This is a genomic window from Nonomuraea muscovyensis (assembly GCF_014207745.1).
GTDB classification, from domain to species: domain Bacteria; phylum Actinomycetota; class Actinomycetes; order Streptosporangiales; family Streptosporangiaceae; genus Nonomuraea; species Nonomuraea muscovyensis.
On sequence record NZ_JACHJB010000001.1, the window covers coordinates 1,391,647 to 1,404,573 of the forward strand.

The following is a 12,927-nucleotide window of genomic DNA, read 5'->3' on the forward strand; positions in this document are numbered from 1 at the left end:
CGAACTCCATGACCCACGACATCACCACGCACCCCGCCTTGCGGCCCGAGCGCATCGGACGCCTCACGCTGGCCAACCGGTTCGCCGTCGCCCCCATGACCCGCGTCTCGGCGGCCCCCGACGGCACGCCCTCCCCCGAGATGACCGACTACTACGCCGCGTACGCCCGCGGCGGCTTCGGCCTGCTGATCACCGAGGGCACGTACACCGACACCGTCTACAGCCAGGGCTACCTCAACCAGCCGGGCATCGTGTCCGGCGAGCACGTGGCGGCCTGGCGGCAGATCACCGAGCAGGCGCACGCCGCCGGGTCGCGGATCGTCCTGCAGTTGATGCACGCCGGCGCCCTCTCCCAGGGCAGCCACTACCGCGACGACACGGCCGGCCCGTCGGCCGTTCCTCCGCGCGGCGAGAAGATGCCCGAGTACGGCGGCAGCGGAAGGTGGGCGACGCCCAGAGCCATGACCCTGGCCGACATCGAGACGGCCGTGGACGGCTTCGCGCGGTCGGCGGCGCGGGCCCGGGAGGCGGGCTTCGACGGTGTCGAGGTGCACGGGGCCAACGGCTACCTGCTGGACCAGTTCCTCACCGACTACACCAACCTGCGCGACGACTCCTACGGAGGCCCGGTGGCGAGCCGGGTCCGCCTGGCCGCCGAGGTGGTGGCCGCCATCAGGGCCGAGCTGGGCGCGGAGTTCTGCGTCGGCATCCGGCTCTCGCAGACCAAGGTCAACGACTTCGTGCACCGGTGGCCGGGCGGCGCCCACGACGCGAAGGTCATCTTCGCGGCGCTGGCCGAGGCGGGCGCGAGCTACCTGCACATCGCCAGCGAGGGACGCGACTGGATCGAGACCGCGCGGCTCGACGACGGCGTCACGATCACCGGCCTGGCCCGCCAGGTGACCGGCCTTCCCGTCATCGCGAACGGCGGCATGCACGACCTCACCCAGGCGGCACAGGTGCTGTCGGACGGCCACGCCGACCTGGTGTCCTTGGGACGGGGCGCGCTGGCCAACCCCGACCTCCCCAGCCGCGTGGGCCGGGGACTGCCGCTGGAGACGTTCGACCATATGATGCTGCAGCCCATGGCCACCCTGGACAACGCCCGCCGGTGGCGGCAGTCGGCGCGGGTCTGAACCGGAAGGCAGGTGGCGGTGTGACCGAGAACGAGCACCACGACAACTGGCGCCACGGTGCCGCGGCCGTCGTGACGCTGACGTTCGACGTGGACGCGGAGACGCCGATCCTCGCCCAGGGACGCCACTACGCCCGGCACGCGAGCACCATGTCGCACCAGGCGTACGGACCGGAGGTGGGCCTGCCCCGCATCCTCGCGCTGCTGGACGACCTCCGCGTCCCCGCCACGTTCTTCGTACCCGGGTGGGTGGCCGAGCAGCGGCCCGGCCTGGCCGGGTCGATCGTCGAGCGCGGGCACGAGGTGGCCCACCACTCCTACAGTCACCGGCCGCCCACGTCGATGACCCCGGAGGAGGAACGCGCTGACTTCGAGCGCGCACTGGCGGTCTTCGCCGACCAGGGCATCGAGATCGCCGGGCACCGGGCGGCGCTGTGGGAGGCGTCATGGCAGACGGCCGACCTGGTCGCCGAGCACGGCCTGCGTTACGACTCCTCGCTGATGGGCGACGACCGCCCCTACCGGGTGGCGACGCGGTCGGGCGACATCGTCGAGCTGCCCGTCCACTGGTCGCTCGACGACTGGGAGCAGTACGCCTTCCTGCCGGAGCCGCACATCGGCTCGGTCATCGAGTCGCCGGCGAAGGCTCTGGAGCTGTGGCGGGCCGAGTTGGACGGGATGCGCCGCTACGGGTGCCTGTTCAACCTCTGCGCGCATCCCTTCCTGTCGGGCCGTCCCGGGCGGGCCGAGGCGTTGCGGCAGCTCATCGAGTACGCGCTCGCGTGCGGGGACGTCCGGTTCGCCCGGTGCCGCGACGTGGCCGAGGACGCGGCGGCCGATCCCGGCCTGCCGACCCGCACGCCGCGGCCGCCCGACGCCGACCCGGAGGTCTACCCCGTCTGACGGCCGGTGGCCGGTCACGTCATGGCGTCGATGGCCAGCGCGAGGAACAGGTCCACCCGGTCCTCGGTGCGGTTGACGTCCCGGCCGGTCAGCTCGGCCGCCTTGGCGAGCCGGTTGCGCAGGGTGTTGACGTGGATGTGCAGGGCGGCGGCCGTCGTCGCCCACTGCCCGTCGTGATCGAGGAAGGCGCGCAGCGTCGGTTCGAGGTCGCCGCCGCGCCGGGCGTCGTGCTCGCGCAGGGACGCCAGCAGATCATGGGAGAACGAGCGCAGCGTGCCCGGGTCGACGAGCCCGAGCAGCAGCCGGTGCGTGCCCAGCTCGGCGAACCCGCGTACGGCCGGCCCGGTGCGGCTGCGGCGCAGGACCCTGCACGCCTCCCGCGACTGCATGAGCGGGCGGCGCAGCTCGGCCGCGTGCGGCGCCAGGCCGCCGAGCCCGGCGACGGGCCGCCCTCCTGGGAACCGCTTGTCCACGGCCTTGACCAGCCGTTCCGCCAGCATGGACAGGTCCGGCTGAGGCCGGCGCCAGGTGAGCACGGTGACGACGTCCTGGGTGCCGCCCGCGACGACGGCGGGCACTCCCTCGGCGGCGAGGAAGTCGCCGATCACCTGGGCGAGCCCGTGGGGCGTGGCCGCCTCCTCCGCGAGGGCGACCGCGCACACCGCCAGCGGCCCCGCCGGGTCCACACCGAACGTCCGCAACCGCCCGGCCACCTCCGCCGCGCGCCCGCCGGACAGCACCATCTCCAGCAGCTCGCCCGCGAAGCGCATCTCGATGGCCTGAACGGCCTGCTGCTTGGCCACCTCCAGGCTGAGGAACCTGGCGGCCTGTTCCAGTGCCTCGTGCTCGGCCGGGGCGAGGCCGGACAGCGGGCGCAGGCAGATGAGCGCCGCGTCGATGTCGCCCACCGCGCCCACGGGGTACAGCGCCGCCAGGCTGGTGCCCAGGTCGAGCTCCAACGCGGGTGGGCGCCGGGCGAGCCCGGCCGCCACGGTCCGCAGTTGCTCCTCGTCGAGCCGCGCGCCCGTCGTCGCGAGCAGCCGGCCCATCCGGTCGACCACCGCGAGGGGCAGGTCGTGGTCCTTCGTCAGCACGCGCAGCACGCCCGAGGCGCCGGCCCCGCGGGAGATCGCCGTGGCGAGCGCGTCGCCGCGGCGCACCATGCCGATGAGGTCCTGCTGGCGCTGCTCGGTGTAGAGCGCGGAGACCGAGTGGGAGATCGCGGTGAACGGCACCGCCTGCGCGATCTCCAGCAGGGGCAGCTCGGCCTCGGCGCAGGCCCGGACGAGGTCCTCCGGCGTGTGCGGCGTCTCCACCCGCAGGCCGAACACGATCCCCGCGGCCCTGGCGCGTTTCACGTTCGCCACGAACTCGGCGGCCGTCACCTGGGCGGACCACAGGCCGTTGGTCAGGACCAGCTCCTTATTCTGAACGTACGCCGAGGGGTCGGGCAGCTCCGTGTTGTGCACCCAGGCCACCGGCTCGTCCAGCGCGCCCGGCCCGCCGGGCACGAGGACGCGGAGTTCGAGCGAGGTGTCCGCCACCAGGGCGCTGAGCGTGAACATGCTGTGAATCTAGACATACTGCAGCGGAATCGCTAGATGTATCTCCACTCTCCCTCGGGGTCGTGCCGGTGTTTTCGTGGTGTTCATCACCACACGAGGAGGCGACATGTCACCCACCCACGCCACCGCGCCGGCCGGCGACCCGGAGGCCGTCCGGTTCGACGACCACGGCATCGAACCCATCCCGGCGGCGGCCCGCGACTCGACCCCGTGGCAGCAGTTCTGGATCTGGGCGGGCGCCAACATCGCGCCGATCAACTGGGTGCTCGGCGCCCTCGGCGTCACGCTCGGCCTCAGCGTCCTGGAGACCATCACCGTGGTGGCCGTCGGCAACCTCTTCGGATGCGCGGTGTTCGGCCTGTTCAACCTGATGGGGCACCGTACCGGCGTCAACCAGATGGTCCTCGGCCGCGCCGCCTTCGGCCGCAGGGGCGCGATCGTCCCCGGTGTCGTCCAGGGGCTGCTGACGATGGGCTGGGTCGGGGTCAACACCTGGGTCGTGCTGGACCTGGTGCTGGCGATCCTCGCGCAGATGGGCGTGCACGGCGGGCTCGGGCTGAAGTACCTGGTGGCCGGGCTCATCATGGCCGTGCAACTGTTCCTGGCCCTGTACGGCTTCTACGCCATCCGCACCTTCGAGAAGTACACCGTCCCGGCCACCGTGCTGCTCATGGCCGTGATGACGGTGCTCGCGGTGTCGCAGACCGACACCGACTGGACGACCGCCGCCGCGGTGACGCCCGGCTCCAAGTTCAGCGCCGTCACCCAACTGCTGACCGCGATCGGCATCGGCTGGGGGATCAGCTGGCTGCCGTACTCGGCCGACTACAGCCGCTTCATCCGCGTCGGCACGCCCGGCAGGTCGGTGTTCTGGTCCACCGCGCTCGGCATGTACGTGCCGACCGTGTGGCTCGCCGCGCTGGGCGCCTACCTGGCCGGCGCCGGTGGCCCGGACGATCCGTCGAGCCTGGTGACCGGCCTCTTCGGGGTGATGGCCATCCCCGTCCTGCTGCTGATCATGCACGGGCCGGTCGCCACGAACATCCTGAACCTCTACTCCTGCTCGCTCGCCGCCCTGTCCGTCGGCATCCGGATCGCCCGATGGAAGCTGACCCTGATCGCGGGGGTGGTGGCGTCGGCGGTGCTGGCCGTGTTCGTCCAGGCGGACAGCTTCGCCCAGGCCTTCGACCACTGGATGGTGTCGATCCTGGTGTGGATCAGCCCGTGGGCGAGCATCGTGCTGGTCGACTTCTTCGTGCTCCGCCGGGGGCGGGTGGACCTGCCGTCCCTGTACGGCGACGGCGCCTCGCCGTACGGGCCGGTGAACCGCAGCGCGATGGTCGCGCTGGGAGCGGGGCTGGTGGCGGCGTGGAGTTGGCAGTACGGCATGGTGCCCGCGACGCAGGGACCCATCGCCCTGGCCCTGAACGGCACCGACTTCTCGTGGCTGTCGGGGAGCCTGGTGGCGGGCGGGCTGTACTACCTGCTCGCCCGTCGAGCGGGTCGCCGTGTCACGGACGGCCGGACCCGTGCGGGTGCCGAAGAGGTGCGCTCCGGGGCCGGCAGCGGCGAATCCGCCCTGTGAACCCGCACCCAGCACCACCCACCGCCCAGCCCCACCACCCACTGCAGGAGTGGCCACCCGCCGCGTGATTGGCCACCGCCACACGCCTGACCACCACCCACGCAATCAGTCACCACCACACGACCACCCACCCACGTGCTCGGTCACCACCACACACCTGACCACCACCCACGCAATCGGTCACCACCACACGACCACCCACCCGCATGACCCACCACGTCCGTGGGATCGGCCACTCATCCCACGGCTGACCACCACCGCACGACTTCCCACCGACCTCGCGACCGACGAGCCGGCCCGAGCACTGGACGTGGGCCGGGTCGGGGCAAGGGCGGGGTGGAAGGCAGTCGGCCGATGGGCGTGGGCGGAGTCTGGACCGATGGGCGTGGCCGGGCCGGGGCCGAGGGACGTGGCCGGGTCGAGGCGGAGGGACGTGGCCGGGTCGAGGCCGAGGGGCGGGCGAGGTGGAAGGGGTGGTCAGGCGATGGGGAGGGGCTGGTCGTCGGGGTCGTCGGCGAAGCCCGGGACCCAGCGGATCGCCTCGTCGCGGAAGCGGGCCGTGGCGTTGAGCTGGCAGAGGACGCCGACGCCGGCGGCGTGCACGCGGTGGATCAGCACGTAGGAGGTGGGGAGGTTGAGCTGGCGCACCACGTTGGTGGGGCGCAGGTCGGTGACACTGGACGCCTGCGCCTGGAGCCACTCCCGGCTGAAGGTGAACTCCTCCACGGCCGTCGGCTCGACGTAGGGGGCCAGGAAGGCGCGCAGGGCGTCGGGATCGATCTCGATGCCGGCGCGGATGAAGCCCTCCTGGCGCAGGCCGGCTACCACCATCTCCATGTCGCCCTGGTTGAAGATGCGGGTGAGCTGGCCGAACGCCTTGGGGTAGCCGTCGGGGAGCCGGTTGACGGCGCCGAAGTCGAGGATGCCCAGCTTGCCGTTGTCGAGCATGCGGAAGTTGCCCGGATGCGGGTCGGCGTGCAGCATGCCGACCCGCGACGGGGAGCAGAAGAGAAAGCGGACGAACAGCAGGCCCATCCGGTCGCGGTGGTCCTTGGTGCCGTCGGCGATGACCCGGGACAGCGGGATGCCGTCCATCCACTCGGTGACCAGCACCATCTCGTTGGCGGCGATCACGTCAGGCACATGGAAGTCGGGGTCGTCCATGAACTCGAGGGCGAAGGCGTGCTGGGCCTCCGCCTCACGGAAGTAGTCGAGCTCCTCGGCGACGCGCTCACGCAACTCGGCGAGGACGGCTTTGATGTCGAGGCCGGGCAGGAGCACGCCGAACAGCTTGCCCAGCCGGGCGAGCTGAGCGAAGTCACCGAGGAGCGCCTTGCCCGCCCCCGGATACTGGATCTTGACGGCGACGTCCCTGCCGTCGTGCCACACGGCCCGGTGAACCTGCCCGATGGAGGCCGCGGCGGTGGGACGGTCGTCGAAGGAGACGAAATTGTCCCGCCAGTCGTCGCCCAGTTGCTCGGCCAGCACCCGGTGGACAGTGGCGGCCGGCATGGGGGGTGCCGCGTCCTGCAGCTTCGTCAGCGTCGCCCGGTAGGGGCCGACGATCTCCGGCGGCAGCGCGGCCTCGAAGATCGACAAGGCCTGGCCGAGCTTCATGGCGCCGCCCTTGAGCTCTCCGAGCACCTTGAAGATCTGCTCGGCGGTGCGCTGCTGGATCTCCAGGGCGACCGTCTCCGCGGGCTTGCCCCCGATCCGCTTGCCCAGCCCCAGGGCGGCGCGGCCGGCGAACCCTAGCGGAAGGGTGGCCAGCTTGGCCGAGCGCGTCACGGCGCGACGTGGAAGATCGCTCACACTGATGCGCGGCCCCTCGCCGAGAAGCCGCTCCCCCTTTCGTGGTCGTCACCGGATCAGGTTTGATCGCCGGCGGGCGACACGACCCATTCTTAGCGATTAACGATTGTTTCGCATACAACGACATTCGGGATGTGGATGCCAAGCGCTCCTTCTCCAGCGCCAGTCAGGCATAACGTCGGATGTGCCGTTGGTCACAGCGGGCTCGTGACCGTCGAGGTAGGCCAGAGTGTGCCCCGCAGCCGTGGCTGCCACCAACGTCGCGAGAGTCGTGTCGCAGGCGATCTCGCCCGGCGGGTAGCCACCGAGCAGGGCTGTGACGACAGGCCAGGCCGGGTCGCCGTCGCGTCGCGTCAGGTCGATGCAGTGCAGGCATGCGGTGCGGCCGGGGAGGACGAGCGGGCCCACGGATCCGTGCCCTTCGAAGGCCGAGGCGAGCAGATGGGGGATGCCGAGCTCCATCAGCTCGTTGACGAGCACGCGGTCGAGAGGGCCGGCCGGGGCGAGGATGACGAGGTCGGGTCGGTGAGTGCCGTCGCCGAGGTAGGGCGCTCCGGCGATCACCCTCACGGACGGGGTGCCCGGGGGCGCGGGTGGCACCACGGTCGGCCCCGCCCGCCTCGCCTCGCCTGGCCTTCGCGGGGACGCGCTTGGTCCGGTCTCCACGCCTGCCCGGGCAACACCACTTGCCGAAGGGCCGCCTCGCTGCGGGGGCCGGCTCGGATGGGCGGGTGCCGCGAGATCGCTGGGTGCCGAGGGGACGCCTGCTGGTGTCGAGGGGGTGCCTGCTGAGGACGTGGATGCCGAGCGGGCGCGTCGGGAACCGGTGGGCCCCGAAGAAGTGGGTCCGGTGGAGGTGGACCCTACGGAGGTGGGCGCGGTGGAGGTGGGTGGGATGAAGGGTGGGGGGTCACCGGAGGTCAGCCGGCGGGCGACCGTTGCCGCGGCCTCCTCTCTGGTCAGGCCGATCTCCTGCCAGGTCAGGCCGCCGGGGGTGAGGTCTCGGGGACGGACCGGGACGGGGTCGATCACCCGGATCTCCCCCACGCCGCACGACGCCAGGAGCGTGACGATCTGCGCTCCCACCCGGGCCGCGCCGTAGACGCGCACCTTGGCGTGCATCCGCTGACGCAGGGCCGCCAGACCGCCGGCGGGGCCGGTGGAGGCGAGGTCGAGGGCGTCGATGTCGGGCTCAAGCCGATCGCGCTCGGCGAGGGAGAGCCCGGGCAGGGTGGCCGGGGTGACGGCGAGGTCATGGACAGCTCCCCTGACGGTGAGCCCGTCGAGCAGCGCCGTGGCCCGGGACTCCGCCAGCCCCGCGGCCGAGGCCGCGCGGAGCACCTGGCGCAGGTCTCGGCTGCCGTCGAGCCCGCTGATCCACTGCCGGACGGAACCGGTGAGCCCGGTCAGCAGGACCGCCCTGGCGGGATGGACGCCGAGTTGCAGAGTGCGCTCGTCGCGGAGGATCCGTCGCAGCGCGGGGGTGACGCGTGGCCTCATGCGCGCAAGGCTCGCACGGGGGGATGCGGGGCGGCGCGACTTCGGGCGCCGCTGTGGATAACCGGCTGCGCCGTCGGCAGATCTGTGGACAGGGCAACGCACTGCCCGTAAAAGGTTGGTCAATAATTCGTGAGCGATATCCGACCTATTGCCGCAGCGGCGACCCCGCTCGGATATCGCCCGAGAACGCCGCCGAAGCCGTCCTCGCGACACGAACCCGCGTCGGCCTCGGAGCTCCGCTCGCGCCCGCCGCCGGCGCATCCCCCCACATGATCAACGGTCCGGCCGCTGATCGGGAAAGGCGCGTTCCCAAATTCACCGCCTCTTAATCATCTGACCAGCAGAAACAAGCCCCTTCCCTCTGTGGAAATCCGCGAGTGTCGGCTAACGTGCATATGTGCCCCCCGAGACAGTCGAGGTCCGTCGCAGTTCTCGTCGCCGGCGTACGGTCTCCGCCTACCGCGACGGCGACAAGACGATCGTGCTGCTGCCCGCATGGCTCAGCGGCGAGGACGCCGACGAATGGGTGAGCCGGATGCTCGATCGGCTGGCCGCCAAGGAGAGCCGGCGGCGGCCGACGGACGACGGCCTGCTCGAACGCGCGAGAGAGCTGTCAGCGAAGTTCCTCAACGACAGGGCCCGCCCGGCGAGCGTCCGCTGGGTCGACAACCAGCAGCATCGATGGGGTTCGTGCACGCCCGACAACGGCACGATCCGGATCTCGACCCGCCTCAAGGGCCTGCCCGAATGGGTCATCAACTACGTCATCATCCACGAGCTGGCGCACCTGCTGGTGCCGAGTCACGGACCGGAGTTCTGGGCGCTCGTGGAGCAGTATCCGAAGGCCGAGCGGGCCCGCGGTTTCCTCGAGGGGTTCTCGGCTGCCGCCCACACCGCGCCGGAGGAGTGTTGACGCGCGTCGCCGCGGTCCTCGTACGGCAGAGCATGGCGGCGGGCGCGCCCGACGGCGTGGACCCGCGCAGGTGGCTGGAGGCGGTGGCCGAGGACACCTACGAGGTCGTGGCCGGGCTTGAGCTCGTCACGCCCGTCCTGGTGACCAGCGTCGCCGGTCTCGACGAGATCGTCTGGCCGGGCACCGAGGTCGTCGTCATCGACGAGGACGAGCCGCTGAAGAACGTCGTCCAGCGGCTCAAGGGCGATCAGGCCGTGGTGGTGAGCGGTGACGCCCCCGACCTGCCGCCGCTGCTGGTCGGAAAGCTGTTCCGCGAGCTGGGCCGGGCCGAGATCAGCGTGTGCCCGGACGAGCGGGGCGGTGCCGTGGCGCTGGCCTGCGGCCTGCCGATGCCCGCCTGGGCCGATCCCGACCTCGACGCGTCCGACCTCGTGGCGGAGCTGCGCGCGCAGGCGCCGGGCAGGCGGATGGTGGCGGCGGTGCCCGGCTGGCACCGCGTGCGCGACCGGGAGGACCTGAGCCGGCTCGATCCCGGCCTGGAGGGATGGGACAACACCCGCGCCCTGCTCGGCTGACGAGGCGGACGGCGAGGACACGGTCAGGGCACGTCAGGGCACGTCAGGGCACGTCAGCTCGGCGAACACCGCTCGGTGGTCGGTGCCGGGCACGGTGTGCACGGTCACGTTACGCACGCCCACCCGCTGGTCCACCAGGATGTGGTCGATCGTGATGATCGGCGGCACCCGCCGGTTGGCGGGCCAGGTCGGAATGAGCCCCGCGCCCACCTGGTCGGCCGCGTCCTTGTAGCCGCGTGACAGCGCCCGGCGCAGCGGCGAGTGGTCGAGCGTGGCGTTGAAGTCGCCGGCCAGGATGCGCACCGTGTCCCTCGACGCCGGCGGCAGGGCGTCCAGTGCCTGCTGCCATTTGGCGACGCCCGGCCCCATCGGCGGGTACGGGTGCACGTCCACGATCTCGACCGGCGTGCCGCCGGGCAGCGACACCCGGGCGGCCGGCATGTTGTGGCCCACCCGCGCGACGACCTCGGTCAGCGGCTGGAGCGGGTGCTTGGAGTACAGGCCGCTGCCGGAGGCGTTCGACTCGGGCTCCAGGACCCGGTGCGGCATCAGGGACTTCAGCCCCAGGGCGTCGAGCTCGTCGACCGTGCCGAAGGTCAGCTCCTGGGCGCTCAGCACGTCGGGGTCGAGGCGGCGCACCAGTGCCATGACCTGGTGCGCGTCGGCCTTGCCGAACAGCAGGTTGATCGTGAGCACCCGGAGCGGCCTGCCGTCGGCGGCGTCGGCCGTGCCGAACGCCCGGGGCAGCACGCTGAAGCCGAGCGCCGCGGTGGTGAGCAGCGCCACCGCCGCCGCGGCCCGCCTGCGGCCGACCGCGGCGATCAGCAGGGGGATCAGGGAGCCCGCCGCCGCGTACGGTGTGGCGGCCATGAGCTGGGTGGGGATCGAGCCCCGTTCGAGCCCTGCCACCCTGGCCACGGCCCAGGCCGCGAACGGGGTGACGGCGATCCAGGTCAGCGCCGCACCGGCGCGCTTGGTGCGGCTTCGGACGGGGGTCACGATCGTGCCGCCGACGGGGCTCTCGGCCGAGACGTTCACGTGCCTCCCTGTGGAACGGGACGGAACTCTAGCCAGCGGCGCGTGACCCAGACATAAGTGCTCTCCGGCCCCGCGCCGCCAGGCGCCGGGTGGCCTCGTCGGACAGCTCGGGGATCTCGTCCACGGGGAACCAGCGCAGGTCGAGCGACTCGTCGCTGATCACCGCCTCGGCGGCGGCGGGCGCCACGGCGGCGTACTCGACGTCGAGGTGCCAGCTGTGCGGCGGATGGCACCAGACCTGGTGGCGGTCGAGCGCCAGCGGCCCGGGCAGCAACTCCAGGCCGGGTATCCCGGACTCCTCGGTGGCCTCGCGCAGCGCGACGGCGGCGAGCGTGGCGTCGGAGGGCTCGCAGTGCCCGCCCATCGGCAGCCACATGCCCGCCTTGGGGTGCAGCGTGAGCAGCACCCGCTCGCCGTCGTGCGACAGCACGGCCGTGGTCGCCGTCAGGTGGCCGGGCACGCACTCGCGCAGCATCGCGTCGTCGTGGGCGCGCAGGTGGTCGAGGAACCCGGCGCGCAGCAGCTCCTCCTCCGCGGTGGGCGCAGTCCAGCCGGACAGTACGGCCACCGCGTCGCGGTGCAGGCTCAACTCTTGTCGCCTTCGTCGTCCTGCGAGGGGGCGTCGTCCGTGTCCGGCTTGGCGTCGAGCTGTGAGATGTCCCACGTCGTGTCACCGCGGACGAAAGCGTCGGGGTCGTCGAGGTCGCCGGCCGTCGGCATGAGGTCGGGATGCGCCCACAGCGCGTCGCGCCCGTCGACGCCGCGCGCGTCCTTGACGCTCTGCCAGAGCTTCGCCGCCTCGCGCAGCCTGCGGGGCCGCAGCTCCAGGCCGACCAGCGTGCCGAAGGTCAGCTCGGCGGGACCGCCCGTCGCCCGGCGGCGGCGTACGGTCTCGGCCAGGGCGCCCGCGGAGGGCAGCTTGCCCTCGGCCGCCTGATCGACCACGGTGGCCACCCAGCCCTCGACCAGGGCGAGCATCGTCTCCAGGCGGGCCAGAGCGGCCTTCTGCCGCTCGGTCTCCTCGGGCTTGAGCAGGGCTCCGCCGCTGAGCGCCTCCTGGATGGCCTGGGGATTGTTGATGTCGAGCCCGCGGATCTGCTCCTCCAGGGCGGAGGTGTCGACCGTGATGCCGCGGGCGTACTCCTCGACGGCGCCGAGCAGGTGGGAGCGCAGCCACGGCACGTGCTGGAACAGCCGGTGGTGGGCGGCCTCGCGCAGCGCCAGGTAGAGGCGGATCTCGTCGGCGGGCAGCTCCAGCCCCTGGCTGAACGAGGCGATGCCGCCGGGCAGCAGCGCGGCCGTGTCGGACAGCGGCAGGCCGATGTCGGTGGTGCCGATCACCTCGCGGGCGAGCGAGCTGAGCGCCTGGCCGATCTGCTGGCCGACCATCATGCCGCCCATCTGCTTGAGCATGCCCATGAGCGGCCCGGCCATCTGCTGCGCCTCGGGAGGCAGGCCCGCTCCGCCGAGCGCGCCGCCCATGGTGTCGACCATGCGCTCGGCGATCGGCTCGCACAGCTTGCGCCACACGGGGACCGTGTTCTCGATCCATTCGGACCGGCTCCAGGCCTGCGGCGTCGTGATGCCGCTGGGCAGCGCGGTGGCCTCGTTGAGCCACAGGTCGGCGAGGCGCAGCGCCTCGACGATCTGGCGGCGCTCACCCTCCATGACGCTGGGGTCACCCTCGGCGACGACGGCGTGCCGGGCGATGTTCTTGGCCATGTCCCAGTTGACAGGGCCCGAACCCTGCGGCGCCGACAGCATGTCGGCGAACTGGCGCATCGCCTGAGCCATCTGCTCGGGGTTGCCGAACATGGCGAACGGGTTTTCGTTGGGGTCGTTTTCGCGACCTGGCAGGTCAGTCACCGCGCTACCTCGTGCAGGATGGAGGAGTCCACATC

The 12,927-nt window shown here is 72.0% G+C and carries 11 protein-coding genes; 5 read left to right on the forward strand and 6 right to left on the reverse strand.

The annotated features are described in order from the left end of the window. Positions 1-8: 8 nt before the first annotated feature. Positions 9-1,136: an oxidoreductase gene (locus FHU36_RS06575; RefSeq protein WP_185082884.1), complete on the forward strand. Its 1,128-nt coding sequence runs from the start codon at positions 9-11 to the stop codon at positions 1,134-1,136. A 20-nt stretch (positions 1,137-1,156) separates the two neighbouring features. Beyond that, positions 1,157-2,038 carry a polysaccharide deacetylase family protein gene (locus FHU36_RS06580; RefSeq protein ID WP_312891460.1) on the forward strand — a complete coding sequence of 294 codons (882 nt, stop codon included), beginning with the start codon at positions 1,157-1,159 and terminating at the stop codon, positions 2,036-2,038. A gap of 14 nt (positions 2,039-2,052) precedes the next feature. Here the strand turns inward: FHU36_RS06580 and FHU36_RS06585 are convergent, their stop codons facing one another. Next, on the reverse strand, positions 2,053-3,603 hold the full coding sequence (locus FHU36_RS06585; RefSeq protein ID WP_185082885.1) for a PucR family transcriptional regulator: 1,551 nt from the start codon (positions 3,601-3,603) through the stop codon (positions 2,053-2,055). 106 nt (positions 3,604-3,709) lie between these two features. Here FHU36_RS06585 and FHU36_RS06590 point away from each other — a divergent pair, with 106 nt between their 5' ends. Beyond that, complete coding sequence (locus FHU36_RS06590) at positions 3,710-5,188, forward strand: purine-cytosine permease family protein (protein ID WP_185082886.1); 1,479 nt, start codon at positions 3,710-3,712, stop codon at positions 5,186-5,188. A 477-nt stretch (positions 5,189-5,665) separates the two neighbouring features. Here FHU36_RS06590 and FHU36_RS06595 read toward each other — a convergent pair whose 3' ends face one another. Together FHU36_RS06595 and FHU36_RS06600 are read right to left on the reverse strand one after the other, a co-directional pair. Then, positions 5,666-7,000, reverse strand: a complete 1,335-nt coding sequence (locus FHU36_RS06595; RefSeq protein ID WP_185082887.1) for an ABC1 kinase family protein — start codon at positions 6,998-7,000, stop codon at positions 5,666-5,668. Positions 7,001-7,099: 99 nt separating this feature from the next. Continuing rightward, positions 7,100-8,500 (reverse strand): thiamine biosynthesis protein ThiF, encoded by a 1,401-nt coding sequence (locus tag FHU36_RS06600; RefSeq protein WP_185082888.1) that lies wholly within the window; start codon positions 8,498-8,500, stop codon positions 7,100-7,102. A gap of 397 nt (positions 8,501-8,897) precedes the next feature. On the opposite strand from FHU36_RS06600, the gene FHU36_RS06605 reads away from it, so the two are divergent. Together FHU36_RS06605 and FHU36_RS06610 are read left to right on the forward strand one after the other, a co-directional pair. Further along, complete coding sequence (locus FHU36_RS06605; RefSeq protein WP_185082889.1) at positions 8,898-9,413, forward strand: M48 metallopeptidase family protein; 516 nt, start codon at positions 8,898-8,900, stop codon at positions 9,411-9,413. After that, the gene (locus FHU36_RS06610; RefSeq protein ID WP_185082890.1) at positions 9,410-9,988 is read left to right on the forward strand and encodes a glycosyltransferase family protein; all 579 of its coding nucleotides are present in this window, start codon (positions 9,410-9,412) and stop codon (positions 9,986-9,988) included. The genes FHU36_RS06605 and FHU36_RS06610 overlap by 4 nt, the downstream gene beginning before the upstream one ends. Before the next feature lie 33 nt (positions 9,989-10,021). Here FHU36_RS06610 and FHU36_RS06615 read toward each other — a convergent pair whose 3' ends face one another. Genes FHU36_RS06615 through FHU36_RS06625 form a run of 3 tightly spaced genes read right to left on the reverse strand, consistent with a single transcriptional unit; the run spans position 10,022 to position 12,892 of the window. Then, complete coding sequence (locus FHU36_RS06615) at positions 10,022-11,026, reverse strand: endonuclease/exonuclease/phosphatase family protein (protein ID WP_312891461.1); 1,005 nt, start codon at positions 11,024-11,026, stop codon at positions 10,022-10,024. Positions 11,027-11,054: 28 nt separating this feature from the next. Next, on the reverse strand, positions 11,055-11,615 hold the full coding sequence (locus FHU36_RS06620) for an NUDIX hydrolase (RefSeq protein ID WP_185082891.1): 561 nt from the start codon (positions 11,613-11,615) through the stop codon (positions 11,055-11,057). Next, on the reverse strand, positions 11,612-12,892 hold the full coding sequence (locus FHU36_RS06625; protein WP_185082892.1) for a zinc-dependent metalloprotease: 1,281 nt from the start codon (positions 12,890-12,892) through the stop codon (positions 11,612-11,614). Before FHU36_RS06625 ends, FHU36_RS06620 begins: the two co-directional genes overlap by 4 nt. Positions 12,893-12,927: the final 35 nt, after the last annotated feature.